The following is a 16516-nucleotide window of genomic DNA, read 5'->3' as shown; positions in this document are numbered from 1 at the left end:
GTTGAGATAAAAAGGGTCGATTTAATCAATTATGTAGTCATTTTTACTCCAGTTTAAGTGAGATTATTATGCCGATTACAATAGGGAATGGTTTTTTAAAAAGCGAAATACTTATCAATCCCCCAGGGAATACGAAAGAAACATGTTGCAAAGTTTTATGGGAAAAAATTAAAGACCTCTTTTTTTCTACTGGCAAAGCAAAAGCGGACCGTTGTCTACATGAGATGTTGTTTGCCGATTGCACCCCCACACGAGAGCGGCTTACAGAGATTTTTTTTGAGTTAAAGGCATTAGCCTGCGCATCGCAAAGAGATAGATTTCAGGTTCATAATCCTCATGAAAATGATGCCATCATGATTCTTCGTATCATGGATCAAAACGAAGAGAACGAATTGTTACGTATCACTCAAAATACCGATACCTTTAGCTGTGAAGTCATGGGGAAGGTCTATTTTTTAATGAAAGATCGCCCGGATATTTTAAAATCGCATCCACAAATGACGGCCATGATTAATAGAAGATATAGCGACATCGCAGATTACCCCCTCCCTTCGACATTATGTCTCAATCTTGCTGGCGCGCCGACATTATCGGTTTCATTAGACAACATAGAGGGGTATTTATATTCTGAATTGAGAAAAGGACATTTAGATGAGTGGAAAACGCAAGAAAAGGTAACCTACCTGGCAGCGAAAATTCAGTCTGGGATTGAAAAGACAACGCGCATTTTACAGCATGCGAATATATCCGAAAGTACTCAGCAAAACGCATTTTTAGAAACAATGGCGATGTGTGGATTAAAACAGCTTGAAATACCACCACCGCATACCCACATACCTATTGAAAAAATGGTAAAAGAGGTTTTACTGGCGGATAAGACGTTTCAGGCGTTCCTCGTAACGGATCCCAGCACCAGCCAAAGTATGTTAGCTGAGATAATCGAAGCCATCTCTGATAAGGTTTTTCACGCCATTTTTAGAATAGACCCCCAGGCTATACAAAAAATGGCGGAAGAACAGTTAACCACGCTACACGTTCGCTCAGAACAACAAAGCGGCTGCTTATGTTGTTTTTTATAAAATCAGACGACGCTTTCTCAGACGTCACGTTCAGGGTTTACTCACGTACTTCCTGTTTGCCTACAGAGTAACCTCTTGCCTGGCGCAATAATGCCGCATATGACCGGATCGGATGAGAATAGTCATTTAAATGGCCTTTTTTTCCCGCTCGTCTGGCAATTTGTTGTAAAATTCGCGGCTTCAAGCGGCAGCTTGCTTCTTCCTGGCTGCTGATAACCGCGAGACGTTTTGGAGAGATTTTGGAGAAGAGAAAAAATTGATCATTTTCAATACTCTAAAAGCACCCCATCCTCTGAATAAGAAGGTGGAACTTGAATGATCGGTCGGCTGCTCCGTGGCGGTTTCATGACTGCCATCTATGCGTATCTGTATATTCCCATCATTATTCTGATCGTGAACTCCTTCAACAGTTCGCGGTTCGGCATTAACTGGCAGGGCTTTACCACTAAATGGTACGAACTCCTGGTCAATAACGACAGTCTGTTGCAGGCCGCTCAACATTCACTGACGATGGCGATTTTTTCAGCGACCTTCGCCACGTTGATTGGCTCGTTAACCGCGGTGGCGCTTTATCGCTACCGCTTTCGCGGGAAGCCATTCGTCAGCGGGATGCTGTTTGTAGTAATGATGTCGCCGGATATCGTGATGGCGATCTCCCTGCTGGTGCTGTTTATGTTACTCGGCATTCAACTGGGCTTTTGGTCGTTGCTGTTCTCGCACATCACCTTTAGCCTGCCGTTTGTGGTCGTCACGGTCTATTCGCGCCTGAAAGGCTTTGATGTCAGAATGCTGGAAGCCGCAAAAGACCTGGGGGCCAGTGAGGTAACGATTTTACGCAAAATCATTCTGCCGCTGGCGATGCCGGCGGTGGCGGCGGGCTGGTTGCTGAGCTTTACGTTGTCGATGGACGATGTAGTGGTCTCGTCGTTTGTCACCGGGCCGGGCTATGAAATTTTACCCTTAAAGATTTATTCCATGGTAAAAGTCGGCGTTTCACCAGAAGTGAACGCGCTGGCGACCGTTTTATTGGTGCTGTCTCTGGTAATGGTCATTGCCAGCCAGCTTATTGCTCGTGATAAAACCAAGGGCCGATAAGGCCCGTAATTCAGGGGACGTTAAATGAAAAAATGGTCACGCCACCTGCTCGCGGCGGGTGCCCTGGCGCTGGGTATGAGTACCGCTCATGCCTCCGACAACGACACGCTCTATTTCTATAACTGGACTGAGTATGTGCCGCCGGGCCTGCTGGAACAGTTCACTAAAGAGACCGGCATTAAGGTGATTTATTCGACCTACGAGTCGAACGAAACCATGTATGCCAAACTCAAAACCTATAAAGATGGCGCGTATGACCTGGTTGTTCCTTCTACATACTATGTCGACAAAATGCGCAAAGAAGGCATGATCCAGAAGATCGATAAGTCGAAATTAACCAATTTCCACAACCTCGATCCGGAAATGCTCAACAAACCGTTTGACCCCAACAACGATTATTCTGTCCCGTATATCTGGGGCGCAACGGCGATTGGCGTGAACAGCGATGCTATCGATCCAAAAACCATTACCAGCTGGGCTGACTTGTGGAAACCGGAATATAAAAACAGCCTGCTTTTAACCGACGATGCGCGAGAAGTCTTCCAGATGGCGCTGCGCAAGCTAGGTTATTCCGGTAACACTACCGATCCGAAAGAGATTGAAGCGGCATATGAAGAGTTGAAAAAACTGATGCCGAACGTAGCGGCCTTCAACTCCGATAATCCGGCGAATCCGTATATGGAAGGGGAAGTCAACCTGGGGATGGTGTGGAACGGTTCGGCCTTCGTTGCTCGTCAGGCTGGCACGCCGCTGGAGGTCGTCTGGCCGAAGGAAGGCGGTATTTTCTGGATGGATAGCCTGGCTATTCCGGCGAATGCGAAGAATAAAGAGGGTGCACTGAAGCTAATCAACTTCCTGCTGCGTCCTGACGTCGCGAAAGAGGTGGCAGAAACCATCGGCTACCCTACCCCCAACCTGGCGGCGCGTAAGCTGTTAAGCCCGGAGGTCGCCAATGATAAGTCGCTCTATCCGGATGCGCAAACCATCAGCAAAGGCGAGTGGCAAAACGATGTCGGCGACGCCAGCGCCATTTATGAAGAGTATTATCAGAAGCTAAAAGCAGGACGCTAATTCAGCCAAAGCGCCTGTCGGGCCTACAGATGAACGTAACGTGAAATGTAGGCCGGATAAGGCGTTACCGGGCAAACAGCACTACAGCCCCTTCAGGAATTTATCAACAAATTCCGGCACAACCTGGCTTGCCGGGCCGTAGTGCTTCTCTTCAAACTCGCTGCCGACCTGGCTTGGCTCAAGATTCAGTTCCACCGTATGTGCGCCGTGCAGTTTTGCTTCATGCACAAAACCCGCAGCCGGATAGACATGACCGGATGTGCCAATGGCGATAAAAATATCCGCCATCGACAGCGCCATATAAATTTCATCCATGCCAAGCGGCATCTCGCCAAACCACACCACGTGCGGACGTAGCGGCGCCGGGAACTGGCAGCAGTGACATTTATCTTCCGGCATCACATCGCCGTTCCATTCCAGAATTTGGCCGCTTTGCGAACAGCGCACCTTCAACAGCTCGCCATGCATATGAATGATGTTGCGATTGCCCGCGCGTTCATGCAAATTGTCGATGTTTTGCGTCACCAGCAAAAAGCGATCGCCAAGCGCTTCTTCAAGCTTCGCTAACGCCAGATGCGCCGCATTGGGTTGTATTTCCGGCTGTTGAAGCTGCTGACGGCGGGCATTATAAAATGTCTGCACCAGCCCTGGATTACGGGCGAATCCTTCCGGCGTCGCCACATCTTCAACCCGATGCTCTTCCCAAAGGCCATCCGCCGCGCGAAACGTACGAATACCAGACTCTGCAGAAATTCCTGCACCTGTAAGGACTAATACTCTTGGGTTTTCCATCATTTCCGGCACCACTCTGTCTCTGAAAAAGATCCGCTGGCGCAGACGTTCACGCAACAGACGTTTATTTTTACGAAAGCGGCTTAATCGATGAAACCGACGCGACTGCATAACAACCTCTTTTTTTGATTAGTCGGTAAGATGTAAAAAAGCAGCACCGCGCATCCCACCTGCATCCCCATGCCGCGCACGCTCAATGCGCGGCGCGCGGGCAACAGGGAGGAGATGGCGCGGCAGTCTTTCCGCCAGTTGCGTTGTTATTGCCGTAAAGTTCGATAGTCCGCCGCCGATCACCAATAAATCGGGATCGACAATCGTCAGTATATTCCCCAGACAAACCGCCAGTAAATCCAGATAGCGCTCAACATGCGCGTGCGCCTGCTCATCGCCTTGCTCCCACAACGCGATAATCTCCGGCGCCTGCAGCGATTGATCATAATAATGCTGATATAGCCACGCAAACCCGCGCCCGGACAGATAATTCTCAATGCAGCCCATCTGACCGCATCCACAACGGCGGAGAGGAAAATCAAACCCCATCAACGTTAGCGCGTCAACCGGCAAACGCATATGACCAAACTCGCCAGTGATATAGCTCTGACCGGTAATCGGCTTCCCATTTAGCACCAGGCCGCCGCCGACGCCGGTGCCGAGGATAAGCCCCATAACCAAAGGGTATTGCGTGAATTCATCATCCCAGGCTTCGGACAAGGCAAAACAGTTAGCGTCATTGTCCAGACGCACATCGCGATCCAGTCGGGCGCTGAGATCGGCGCGCAACGGCTTACCGCTGGCTGCCGGGACATTCGCGGCGTACAGCGTGCCGTCTTCGGTTTCCGGCATACCGGGTATGCCAATCCCTACCGACCCTTTTACGCCAAATCGCTGGTCGGCTTCCGCGACCAGTTCGCACACAGCGTCTAAAAAGGCGCTATAGCTGGTATGAGGCGTGGGAACCCGTTTTTCCCACTGCAGCCGCCGCGTTGAGTCAAATACGCCTAACGCAATCTTTGTTCCGCCAATGTCAAACCCGTAATACATCACCGCTCCTTGTTTTTATATTCCGCGATTACTGGCCGCTCAATACTCGCGCAGGGTCAATGTTGCTCGCCCGCCGCGCCGGATACCAGCTCGCCAGTAAGCTTAACAACAACGCCGTGACCAGTACGTAAACAACGTCCAGCCAATGTAATTCGGATGGCAGGAAGTCGATAAAATAGATATCGCCGGACAAAAACTGATGCCCGATCGCCTTTTCAATCCCATTAATAATGGCGGTAAGCTGAAGCGAAACGACAACGCCGATCGCCACGCCAATCAAACTGCCCAGCAAGCCCGCCAGTAGCCCGTACCAGACGAAAATGGCACGAATCAAACCATCTTTCGCCCCCAGCGTTCTTAATACCGCAATGTCGCCGCTTTTGTCTTTTACCGCCATCACTAAGGTGGAAACGATATTAAAACAGGCCACGCCGATCACCAGAATCATCGCCAGATACATAATGGCGCGAATCATCTGGATATCGCGATACATATAGCCGTAGGTGCCGATCCAGCTCTTAATGTAGACATAGCTGTTAGTCACTTCACCCGCGTCACGCACCAGTTTGTTCGCATTAAACACGTCGTGGACTTTAAGCGCGATACCGGAAACGCTGGACCCCATATCCAGATACTGCTGCGCATCCTCAAGCGGGATCATGGCGAAGCTGTGATCGAGCTGGCCGCTCAGTTGCAGAATCCCGATGACATGCAAACGCACGCGTTTGGGCTGGAGCAGCTTATGGTCGGCATTCGCATTGGGGATCATGATGGACACCCAGTCGCCCTGTTTCACGTTCAGCGCATCGGCGACGCCTTTACCGATAATGATCTGCTGCTCGCCCGCTTTGAAATGATCCCAGGCGTGATTTTGCACAAATGACGGTAACGCGCTAAGCTGCTGCTCTTGCTTAGGGTCGACGCCTTTAACCTGAATGGCGCGCAAATTCGCCCCGCTCTCTACCAGGCCGGTAAAATTGATATACGGCGCGGCGGCGGCAATGCCCGGCACCTTCTGCACTTTTGCCAGCGCTTCACGCCAGTTGGTCCACGGCTGATTGACCGCTTCAATCTCCCCGTGCGGAACCACCGCCAGAATACGGTTATTCAACTCGCGTTCGAAACCGTTCATCGCGCTTAAACCGACAATCAATACCGCCACGCCCAGCGCGATACCGATGGTAGAAATGACGGAAATGAGCGAAACCATACCGCCGCGCCGCCGTCCACGGCTGAAACGCAAGCCAATTAACAATGATAAAGGCGACGCCATTACTCCGCCCCCATCAGGCTCAGTTCCGCCGTCAGGCGGCCATCGCGCATCTCAAGCTGGCGGCTCATACGTTTCGCCAGTTGCAAATCGTGAGTCACCACCAGAAACGCGGTTCCCTGCAGACGATTTAACTCGCCCAGAAGCTCAAAAATACTGTCGGCATTACGCGCATCCAGATTACCGGTCGGCTCATCCGCCAGTACCAGACGCGGGTTATTCACCAACGCGCGCGCTATCGCGACACGCTGGCGCTCACCGCCGGAAAGTTCCGAAGGTCGATGGGTTGCGCGATGCTCCAGCCCTACAGCATGCAACATTTCTCGCGCCCGAGCGTCAATCTCCGCCGGTTTCTTTTTGCCAATCAATAATGGCATCGCCACGTTTTCCAGCGCCGTAAAATCCGGCAGGAGATGATGAAACTGATAGATAAACCCCAGTTTCTGGTTACGTAATTCCGCTTTTGCCGCAGAAGAGAGTTTGCTCATCGGCTGGCCGCTAAAAATCACATCGCCGGAGGTAGGCGTATCCAGCCCGCCTAACAGATGCAGCAACGTACTTTTACCCGAACCGGAACTGCCGACGATCGCCATCATTTCGCCTTCGCCGATACTGAAGCTGACATCGTGCAACACGTCGGTTTGTACGGTGCCTTCCTGATAGCGTTTGCACAGGTTGTCGCATTGCAACAGGATCTTATTCATAACGTAAAGCCTCAGCGGGTTGAGTGGCGGCAGCGCGCCAGGAAGGATAAAGCGTAGAAAGCAGCGCGATGGCCATTGCCACCAGCGCGATAACGATCACCTGTAACGGCTCTATCGCCACGGGCAACGCAGCGCCATCCAGAAACGCGCCGATGATCGGCATCAGGTTATTCAGTTGGCTGGCAAGCAATGCGCCCAGCGCGGCGCCCAACAGCGCGCCGATAATCCCGGCGCTGGCGCCCTGCACCATAAAGACCATCATAATTTGTCGCGGTGTCAGCCCTTGAGTTTGTAAAATCGCCACTTCGCCCTGCTTCTCCATGACCATCAGACCCAACGAAGTAATAATGTTAAAAGCCGCGACCGCCACGATGAGGCTCAGCAACAATCCCATCATGTTCTTTTCCATGCGCACAGCCTGGAACAACTCGCCTTTACGTTCGCGCCAGTCCTGCCACTTAGTGCCTTGCGGCAGCGTCTGTTGGCTGAGGGTATCGACTTGCAGCGGTTCATCCAGCCACAGACGCCAGCCGGTAATATTGCCTGCCGGATAGCGCATTAAACGCGATGCGTCCTGAATATTGACCAGCATTTCATAGCCATCGACCTCGCTATTGGCGGCAAATGTGCCAATCACCGTAAACAGACGCTGGCTGGGCAGACGTCCCATTGGCGTAAACTGGCTGGCAGATGGCACCATTAGCCGAATCTGATCGCCGCGGTTGACCCCTAACTGTCCGGCGAGCTGCTCGCCGAGGATGACATTATACTTACCCGGCTGTAATTCGCTTTGCTTCACATTGACCAGATACGGCGTTAACGGATCTTTTTGCGCCGGCTCGATACCCAACATCACGCCAACCGCAACGCTACGCGCGCTTTGCAGTACGACATCGCCCGTCGTCAGCGGCGCAATACGGTTAACGCCTTGCAGATTCACCGCTTTTTCCGGCATCTGATTCGGGTTAAGAGAACCATGTTCAGCAGAGAGGATGGCCTGAGGCATCAAACCAAGAATGTTATTTTGCAGTTCGCGCTCAAAACCGTTCATCACCGACAATACCGTGACCAGCGCCATCACCCCCAGGGTAATGCCGATAGTGGAAAGCCAGGAAACGAAGCGACCGAAGCGATCTGCTGCACGCCCGCGCATGTAACGCAGGCCGATGAATAGAGCGACAGGTTGATACATGTAATCCGTCTGGTTGCTGTTAGCAAAGTCCCGAGTATATAAGCGAAAGCGGAATGCGTAAATGTCTGAACCGTAAGAGTTCGTCAGCGCTATTCTGAATAAGGCCGACAAATCAAGTCACTTACATGTTCATACTTTACCTGTTCGACGTGTTATCCGGCGGATTCAATTTGCTAATAAACAACGATCGCGGATAATAAAGAACATTGCTTATCAGTCATATGCCCCTGAATACCTGAGTCCTTCATGCTGTCCCGGCGCGCAGCCAACCATGAAGCAGCCTGAAGGGTGACGCGTAGAGTGCGGCGTAAAACAAAAAGAGATACTGACAACCGTTATGCCTGAAAAACAACGTTACACGCTGCCGACAAAAGCGGGCGATCAGCGCCAGTTGGGCGAACTTACCGGCGCCGCCTGCGCTACGCTGGTGGCGGAGATAGCCGAACGCCATGCCGGTCCGGTGGTACTCATAGCGCCTGACATGCAAAATGCTCTGCGATTGCATGATGAAATCCGCCAGTTTACCGATCAGATGGTGATGAACCTGGCGGACTGGGAAACGCTACCGTATGACAGCTTCTCCCCGCATCAGGAAATTATCTCTTCGCGCCTGTCCACGCTCTACCAGTTGCCGTCAATGCAGCGCGGCGTCTTGATTGTACCGGTAAACACCCTGATGCAGCGCGTTTGTCCGCATAGCTATCTGCATGGTCATGCGCTGGTGATGAAAAAAGGCCAGCGGCTGTCCCGCGACGCTCTGCGCGCGCAGCTTGACAGCGCCGGTTATCGGCATGTCGATCAGGTGATGGAGCATGGCGAATACGCGACGCGCGGCGCGCTGTTGGATCTCTTTCCGATGGGCAGCGAACAACCTTATCGCCTCGACTTTTTTGATGATGAAATCGACAGCCTGCGTCTGTTTGACGCGGATACCCAACGTACGCTGGAGGAGGTCGAGGCCATCAATTTGTTGCCCGCGCACGAATTTCCTACCGACAAAGCCGCTATTGAGCTTTTCCGTAGCCAGTGGCGCGATACCTTTGAGGTAAAACGCGACGCCGAGCACATCTATCAGCAGGTCAGCAAAGGCACTCTGCCCGCCGGGATCGAATACTGGCAGCCGCTCTTTTTCAGCGAACCGTTACCGCCATTATTTAGCTATTTCCCCGCCAATACTCTGGTGGTGAATACCGGCTCGCTGGAAACCAGCGCCGAACGCTTTCAGGCCGATACGCTGGCACGTTTTGAAAATCGCGGCGTCGATCCTATGCGCCCGCTTTTGCCGCCGGAAGCCCTCTGGCTACGGGTAGATGAGCTCTTTTCCGAGCTTAAACGCTGGCCTCGCCTCCAGCTTAAAACCGACCATCTGCCGGAAAAAGCCGCCAATACCAATCTTGGTTTCCAGAAATTACCGGATTTGGCTATCCAGGCACAGCAGAAAGCGCCGCTGGACGCGCTGCGTAAATTCCTCGAATCTTTCAGCGGTCCGGTGATTTTTTCGGTGGAAAGCGAAGGACGCCGCGAAGCGCTGGGAGAGCTCCTGGCTCGCATAAAAATCGCGCCGAAGCGAATATTACGCCTGGACGAGGCGCAGGATGCGGGACGCTATCTGATGATTGGCGCCGCAGAACATGGCTTTATCGACACCCAACGCAATCTGGCGCTGATTTGTGAAAGCGATCTCTTGGGTGAGCGGGTGGCGCGTCGCCGCCTGGATTCCCGCCGCACGATCAACCCGGATACGTTGATTCGTAACCTGGCGGAGCTCCACGTCGGTCAACCGGTAGTGCATCTGGAGCACGGCGTCGGACGCTATGCCGGCATGACCACTCTGGAGGCTGGCGGCATCAAGGGTGAGTATCTGATGCTCACCTACGCCAATGACGCCAAACTGTATGTGCCGGTCTCCTCATTGCATCTGATTAGCCGCTATGCCGGCGGCGCGGAAGAAAGTGCGCCGCTGCATAAACTGGGCGGCGACGCCTGGTCGCGCGCCCGGCAGAAAGCGGCGGAAAAAGTGCGCGATGTCGCAGCGGAACTGTTGGATATTTATGCGCAACGGGCGGCAAAAGAGGGTTTTGCCTTTAAGCATGATCGTGAGCAGTATCAGTTATTCTGCGACAGCTTCCCGTTTGAAACGACGCCCGATCAGGCACAGGCGATTAACGCCGTATTGAGCGATATGTGCCAACCGCTGGCGATGGACAGGCTGGTGTGCGGCGACGTCGGCTTCGGCAAAACCGAAGTGGCGATGCGCGCCGCGTTCCTGGCAGTGGAAAACCATAAACAAGTAGCGGTACTGGTGCCGACTACGCTGCTGGCGCAGCAACACTATGACAACTTCCGCGACCGTTTCGCCAACTGGCCGGTACGCATTGAGATGCTGTCCCGCTTTCGCAGCGCCAAAGAGCAGACGCAAATCCTGGCGGAAGCCGCCGAGGGTAAGATCGATATTCTGATCGGTACGCATAAACTGCTACAAAGCGATGTGAAGCTGCGCGACCTCGGCCTGCTGATTGTCGATGAAGAGCACCGTTTCGGCGTGCGCCACAAAGAGCGAATTAAGGCGATGCGCGCCGATGTCGATATTCTGACGCTCACGGCGACGCCGATCCCGCGGACGCTGAATATGGCGATGAGCGGTATGCGCGATCTCTCCATTATCGCCACCCCCCCTGCCCGTCGTCTGGCGGTAAAAACCTTTGTCCGCGAGTATGATAGCCTGGTAGTAAGGGAAGCGATTCTGCGTGAAATCCTGCGCGGCGGTCAGGTTTACTATTTGTACAATGACGTCGAAAATATTCAGAAAGCCGCAGAGCGGCTGGCGGAACTGGTGCCGGAAGCGCGAATCGCTATAGGCCACGGGCAGATGCGAGAACGTGAGCTGGAACGGGTCATGAATGATTTCCACCATCAACGTTTTAATGTGCTGGTGTGTACTACCATTATCGAAACGGGGATCGACATTCCCACCGCTAACACGATCATCATTGAACGCGCGGATCATTTCGGCCTCGCGCAGTTGCACCAGCTGCGTGGCCGCGTTGGGCGCTCGCACCACCAGGCCTACGCCTGGCTGTTGACGCCACATCCTAAGGCCATGACCACCGATGCGCAAAAACGGCTGGAGGCGATTGCGTCGCTGGAGGATTTAGGCGCCGGGTTTGCGCTGGCGACTCACGATCTGGAGATCCGCGGCGCGGGCGAACTGCTTGGCGAAGAGCAAAGCGGCTCAATGGAAACCATCGGCTTCTCACTCTACATGGAATTGCTGGAAAACGCCGTCGATGCGCTGAAAGCAGGCCGCGAACCCTCGCTGGAAGATCTCACCAGTCAGCAAACGGAAGTCGAGCTGCGAATGCCGTCGTTACTGCCGGATGATTTTATTCCGGATGTTAATACCCGGCTGTCATTCTATAAACGCATTGCCAGCGCGAAGAACGAAAACGAGCTGGAAGAGATCAAAGTGGAATTGATCGACCGCTTCGGCCTGCTGCCCGATCCGGCGCGTAATCTGCTGGATATCGCACGCCTGCGCCAACAGGCGCAAAAGCTCGGCATCCGAAAACTGGAGGGTAACGAGAAAGGCGGAACGATTGAGTTCGCCGAGAAAAACCACGTTGACCCCGCCTGGCTTATCGGGTTGCTGCAAAAACAGCCGCAGCATTTCCGTCTGGATGGCCCGACGCGCCTCAAGTTTATTCAGGATTTAAGCGAACGTAAAACGCGTATAGACTGGGTACGCCAGTTTATGCAGCAACTGGAAGAAAACGCTATTGCATAAGCGTCAGGCCGGGCGTCATTACTCTGCGTCCGGCCTAATCTTTACAAATTCTTTGCACTTCCCTGCAGTTCCAGACACAGCCAGCCGCCATAATTCTTATTTCCTCTTTTATAAAAATAACCACATAATAATCATGGGTTTATTATAATGTTCAACAATACGCGACTCTCTCGCTGGTGGGCGTTGCTTGCGCTTACCGCGACCATCATGCTTGCCCTTCCCGCGCAGGCGAATACGTGGCCTCTTCCGCCCCCCGGCAGTCGACTGGTGGGAGAAAATAAATTCCATGTCGTTGAAGACGACGGCGGCTCGCTGGAGGCGATCGCCAAAAAATATAACGTGGGCTTTTTAGCCCTGTTACAGGCCAACCCCGGCATTGATCCTTACGTGCCACGCGCAGGCAGCGTGCTGACGATTCCGCTGCAAACGCTGCTACCGGACGCGCCACGTGAAGGTATCGTCATTAACCTCGCGGAATTACGGCTTTACTATTATCAACCGGGGAAAAATACGGTCACGGTCTACCCTATCGGGATTGGCCAACTAGGCGGCGATACCCTGACGCCAACGATGGTGACGACCATTTCGGATAAACGCGCCAATCCAACCTGGACGCCGACCGCCAATATTCGCGCCCGTTATAAAGCGCAAGGTATCGATCTCCCCGCCGTGGTGCCTGCCGGTCCCGATAACCCAATGGGGCATCACGCGATTCGTTTAGCGGCCTACGGCGGCGTCTATCTGTTACATGGCACGAATGCCGATTTTGGCATTGGTATGCGCGTCAGTTCCGGCTGTATCCGTCTGCGCGACGGTGATATAGAGACATTGTTCCGTCAGGTCACGCCGGGAACCAAAGTGAATATTATCAATACGCCGATTAAAGCCTCGGTGGAGCCAGGCGGCGTGCGACTGGTGGAAGTTCATCAGCCGCTGTCTAAAAATATAGGCGACGATCCGCAGGTGCTGCCGATTGTGCTGAATGGCCCGATGCAGACCTTTAAGGACGCGCCGCAGACCGACGCCGCGGTGATGGAACATGTTATGGAAGTGCGCTCCGGAATGCCGGTGGATGTAACCCGTCAATCAGAGGCGAAACCGCAGACGCTGTAAGCGTGAATAGCTGACCGACAAAAAAGCCTCGCGATGCATCGCGAGGCTTTCTCTTTTTATTGTGGCAATCGCAGCGGCATTAATGAGGGTTAATGCTTACTTATAGATTACCGCCGTACCGTGGAGGGTATTCGGGCCGGTAACAGAGGTAATACGGAAAGACTTCGCCCCCATCTCCTGCGCTTTTTGCGCCAGCTGATCTTCCAGCGAGCCCAGATTCGTGCCGCCATTCGCGGAAATGGTGCCGAACTTCTGTTGACCTTCTGGCGTTGCCTGAACTTCAACGGCGGCGAAGCTGGCGAATGAGAGCGAACTCAGTACCGCAGCAGCGATGAGGGTTTTTACGTTTTTCATAGTGATGACCTTTAGCAGATGAATGGGTGTCGTAAGCATTAACTTAACGATCGATAAATTAATCATAGATGTGATCTACATCACACGTCAACCTATTTTTATAATGATCGTTATATAATTTATAAAGATGTTATTTTTCATGTGAATAGAATTGATTTATTTTTCTAATGAATACTCTGGAGCCAGAAGTGGTTTGTTTTTATAATAGAGAGACCGCTCTTTAAACAGGTACAACGGCATCATGACAACGGATACCACGAGTTGCGCGAAGAAAAGCCGTGGCCGACCAAAAGTGTTCGACAGGGAAGCCGCGCTTGATAAGGCCATGACTCTCTTCTGGCAGCACGGCTATGAAGCAACTTCGCTTGCCGATCTCGTAGAGGCTACCGGGGCGAAAGCGCCTACTCTCTATGCGGAATTCACTAACAAAGAAGGATTATTTCGCGCTGTCCTGGATCGCTACATCACTCGCTTTGCCTCAAAACACGAAGCCCAGCTCTTTTGTGAAGAGAAAAGCGTAGAATCGGCGCTGGAAGATTACTTCACAGAAATTGCCGCCTGCTTTACCAGTACAGACACGCCGGCTGGCTGCTTTATGATTAATACGTCCGCCACCCTGGCCGCCTCCTCGCGCGATATCGCCCGCACGGTAAAATCACGCCACGCCATGCAGGAACAGACGCTCATCCAGTTTCTGCGCCAACGTCAGGAGCGCGGTGAAATTCCGGCGCACTGTAACCCGCAGGCGCTCGCAGAATATATAAACTGTATTTTACAGGGAATGTCGATCAGCGCCCGTGAAGGTGCCACCTTCGAACAACTGATGCAAATTACGCGTACGACTCTGCGCATCTGGCCTGAACTGCTCAAGTCCTGAACGACGCGGCTTCGGATAAAAAAAAGCCCCTCAGCCTGAGCGAATGAGGGGCTAACTTGCAGAGTACAGCTTTTTTATGCTTTGTTATTCAGAACCAGTTGGCCATTGCCGTCGAGGGGAATTTGCGTTCCGGGGTCTTTATCCATGCGGATTTTGCCCTGCTGATCGCCAATTTTGTAGGTCACGTCGTAGCCAAGCATCTTTTCAGATTTGTCATACACCGTCTTACAGCGTTGCTGCGTGGTAGTGTAAGTATCACTTTCCTGCATTGACCCCTGGATTTGATTGCCAGCATAACCGCCGCCCAGCGCCCCGACGACCGTCGCCACATCTTTACCACGACCGCCGCCAAATTGATGTCCAATCACGCCGCCTGCTACTGCGCCAAGCACCGAGCCGGCAATACGGTTTTCGTCCTGAACCGGTCTGCGATGCGTGACCGTGACATTACGGCACTCCTGACGCGGCGTTTTTACCGTCTCTTTAATCGGTTTAGCCGATATCACCTGCGCATACTGCGGACCACGATCAAATACGTTGAGACTGGCCACTGCCGCCACACCCAGCGCAGCCGCTACGCCAATCCCTATACCCGCCAACATTGATTTATTCACGGGAGTTCCTCCTTCGTTGCTATTGGTAACAATTTTGCAACCAGTATGCGAACAAAGCCAATCGGAATGAGGATGAAAAATGCGGGATGAGGCGGTAAAGCTGAAGGATTCGGACAACTCCGAAGCGAGTGATGGAGAAGCGCTCACCGGCGCGAGCAGCCGGTGAGACGCAGAGAAATTAATGCAGTTTCAGGCGCGGACGAATGACGCGGTTAATACTGCCCACCAGCATCATCAGGCCGGTTTTAAAGTATCCATGCAGCGCTATCTGGTGCATACGGTATAGCGAGATATACACGAAGCGGGCGATACGTCCTTCAATCATCATTGAACCGCGGGTCAGGTTCCCCATCAGACTACCCACGGTAGAGAAGTTGGACAGAGAGACCAGCGATCCATGATCTTTATACTGGTAAGCTTTCAGCGGTTTGCCATTCATCTGCGCCAGAATGTTATTCATCGCGCAGGTAGCCATCTGATGCGCCGCCTGAGCGCGAGGCGGCACAAAACCTCCCTCCGGACGTGCGCAGGAAGCGCAGTCGCCAATCGCATAAATATCAGGATCGCGCGTGGTTTGCAGCGTCGGTTCCACCACCAGTTGGTTGATGCGGTTCGTTTCCAGACCACCAATCTCTTTCATAAAATCTGGCGCTTTGATACCCGCCGCCCACACCATCAGATCGGCCTGAATATATTCACCTTCTTTCGTATGCAGACCGCCTTCGTCGGCGCTGGTGACCATAGTTTGCGTCAGTACGCGAACGCCCAGTTTGGTCAGTTCATTATGCGCGGCGCTGGAGATACGCGGCGGCAACGCAGGCAGAATACGCTCGCCAGCCTCAACCAACGTCACGTTCAGCGCGTCGTTGGTCAGCCCCTTATAACCATAGCTATGCAGCTGTTTTACCGCATTATGCAGTTCAGCCGACAGCTCAACCCCCGTCGCACCGCCGCCAACGATGGCGATATTGACCTTACCGTTCGCGCCCAGATTAGCCGAATACTTGAGGAACAGGTTCAGCATCTCCTGGTGAAAACGGCGCGCCTGATGCGGGTTATCGAGGAAGATACAGTGCTCTTTCACGCCCGGCGTGTTGAAATCATTAGAGGTGCTGCCCAGCGCCATCACCAGCGTGTCATACGCGATTTTGCGCTCCGGCACCAGCAGTTCGCCCTTTTCATCACGCAACTCGGCAATGGTGATGGTTTTCGCTTCGCGATCGATATCCATCACCGACCCCAGCTGGAACTGGAAACCATGATTACGCGCATGAGCCAGATAGCTCAGTGCATCCACGCCTTCGTCCAGCGAGCCAGTCGCCACTTCGTGCAACAATGGTTTCCACAGATGGCTGTGATTTCTGTCTACCAGCGTGATTTTCGCTTTTTTCTTGCGCCCCAGTTTATGGCCTAACTGCGTCGCCATTTCCAGCCCGCCAGCGCCGCCGCCGACAATCACGATCTTTTTTAATGGTGTAGTCAACGTGACCCCCTTAAATTTATTAACCAATTGTTAATTAAAAGTTATTA

14 protein-coding genes are annotated in these 16516 nt (G+C 52.9%); 6 read left to right on the top strand and 8 right to left on the bottom strand.

Going from position 1 to position 16516, the window contains the following annotated elements:
* Nucleotides 1-68 precede the first annotated feature (68 nt).
* The 3 genes from sifA to potD all read left to right on the top strand — a co-directional run bounded on the left by sifA (nucleotide 69) and on the right by potD (nucleotide 3245).
* A complete protein-coding gene (gene sifA / locus NBA72_RS00450) occupies nucleotides 69-1079 on the top strand; it encodes an SPI-2 type III secretion system effector SifA (protein WP_017440972.1) in 1011 nt (336 codons plus the stop codon).
* Between the two features lie 315 nt (nucleotides 1080-1394).
* Complete coding sequence (gene potC, locus NBA72_RS00445; protein ID WP_000580299.1) at nucleotides 1395-2174, top strand: spermidine/putrescine ABC transporter permease PotC; 780 nt, start codon at nucleotides 1395-1397, stop codon at nucleotides 2172-2174.
* 24 nt (nucleotides 2175-2198) lie between these two features.
* Nucleotides 2199-3245 carry a spermidine/putrescine ABC transporter substrate-binding protein PotD gene (gene potD, locus NBA72_RS00440; RefSeq protein ID WP_000759335.1) on the top strand — a complete coding sequence of 349 codons (1047 nt, stop codon included), beginning with the start codon at nucleotides 2199-2201 and terminating at the stop codon, nucleotides 3243-3245.
* 81 nt (nucleotides 3246-3326) lie between these two features.
* Here the strand turns inward: potD and cobB are convergent, their stop codons facing one another.
* The 5 genes from cobB to lolC are packed head-to-tail and all read right to left on the bottom strand — an operon-like array spanning nucleotide 3327 to nucleotide 8244.
* Complete coding sequence (gene cobB, locus NBA72_RS00435) at nucleotides 3327-4148, bottom strand: Sir2 family NAD+-dependent deacetylase (protein WP_001191856.1); 822 nt, start codon at nucleotides 4146-4148, stop codon at nucleotides 3327-3329.
* Nucleotides 4149-4166: 18 nt separating this feature from the next.
* Nucleotides 4167-5078 (bottom strand): N-acetylglucosamine kinase, encoded by a 912-nt coding sequence (gene nagK, locus NBA72_RS00430; RefSeq protein WP_000291330.1) that lies wholly within the window; start codon nucleotides 5076-5078, stop codon nucleotides 4167-4169.
* Nucleotides 5079-5106: 28 nt separating this feature from the next.
* Nucleotides 5107-6351 (bottom strand): lipoprotein-releasing ABC transporter permease subunit LolE, encoded by a 1245-nt coding sequence (gene lolE, locus NBA72_RS00425; protein WP_000168091.1) that lies wholly within the window; start codon nucleotides 6349-6351, stop codon nucleotides 5107-5109.
* A complete protein-coding gene (gene lolD / locus NBA72_RS00420) occupies nucleotides 6351-7052 on the bottom strand; it encodes a lipoprotein-releasing ABC transporter ATP-binding protein LolD (protein ID WP_001033714.1) in 702 nt (233 codons plus the stop codon). The genes lolE and lolD overlap by 1 nt, the downstream gene beginning before the upstream one ends.
* Nucleotides 7045-8244 (bottom strand): lipoprotein-releasing ABC transporter permease subunit LolC, encoded by a 1200-nt coding sequence (gene lolC / locus NBA72_RS00415; protein WP_042949863.1) that lies wholly within the window; start codon nucleotides 8242-8244, stop codon nucleotides 7045-7047. Before lolC ends, lolD begins: the two co-directional genes overlap by 8 nt.
* A gap of 337 nt (nucleotides 8245-8581) precedes the next feature.
* On the opposite strand from lolC, the gene mfd reads away from it, so the two are divergent.
* Both mfd and ldtC read left to right on the top strand, forming a co-directional pair.
* Complete coding sequence (gene mfd / locus NBA72_RS00410) at nucleotides 8582-12028, top strand: transcription-repair coupling factor (protein ID WP_001114323.1); 3447 nt, start codon at nucleotides 8582-8584, stop codon at nucleotides 12026-12028.
* Between the two features lie 147 nt (nucleotides 12029-12175).
* Nucleotides 12176-13141, top strand: coding sequence for a L,D-transpeptidase LdtC (gene ldtC, locus NBA72_RS00405; RefSeq protein ID WP_042949862.1), 966 nt, complete (start codon nucleotides 12176-12178; stop codon nucleotides 13139-13141).
* A gap of 96 nt (nucleotides 13142-13237) precedes the next feature.
* Here ldtC and bhsA read toward each other — a convergent pair whose 3' ends face one another.
* Nucleotides 13238-13495, bottom strand: a complete 258-nt coding sequence (gene bhsA, locus NBA72_RS00400) for a multiple stress resistance protein BhsA (RefSeq protein WP_000800159.1) — start codon at nucleotides 13493-13495, stop codon at nucleotides 13238-13240.
* Between the two features lie 241 nt (nucleotides 13496-13736).
* Between bhsA and comR the strand changes: the two genes are divergently transcribed.
* Nucleotides 13737-14372 (top strand): TetR family copper-responsive transcriptional repressor ComR, encoded by a 636-nt coding sequence (comR, locus tag NBA72_RS00395; protein ID WP_000205986.1) that lies wholly within the window; start codon nucleotides 13737-13739, stop codon nucleotides 14370-14372.
* 74 nt (nucleotides 14373-14446) lie between these two features.
* Here comR and NBA72_RS00390 read toward each other — a convergent pair whose 3' ends face one another.
* The gene (locus tag NBA72_RS00390; protein WP_001043449.1) at nucleotides 14447-14986 is read right to left on the bottom strand and encodes a glycine zipper 2TM domain-containing protein; all 540 of its coding nucleotides are present in this window, start codon (nucleotides 14984-14986) and stop codon (nucleotides 14447-14449) included.
* A 178-nt stretch (nucleotides 14987-15164) separates the two neighbouring features.
* Nucleotides 15165-16469: an NADH-quinone dehydrogenase gene (gene ndh, locus NBA72_RS00385; RefSeq protein WP_000211053.1), complete on the bottom strand. Its 1305-nt coding sequence runs from the start codon at nucleotides 16467-16469 to the stop codon at nucleotides 15165-15167.
* Between the last annotated feature and the right edge of the window lie 47 nt (nucleotides 16470-16516).

It is taken from the genome of Salmonella sp. NW1250, assembly GCF_051812965.1.
GTDB lineage: Bacteria > Pseudomonadota > Gammaproteobacteria > Enterobacterales > Enterobacteriaceae > Salmonella > Salmonella enterica.
The sequence above is the reverse complement of the archived record's forward strand: the minus strand, read 5'-3'. Positions and strand labels throughout refer to the sequence as shown.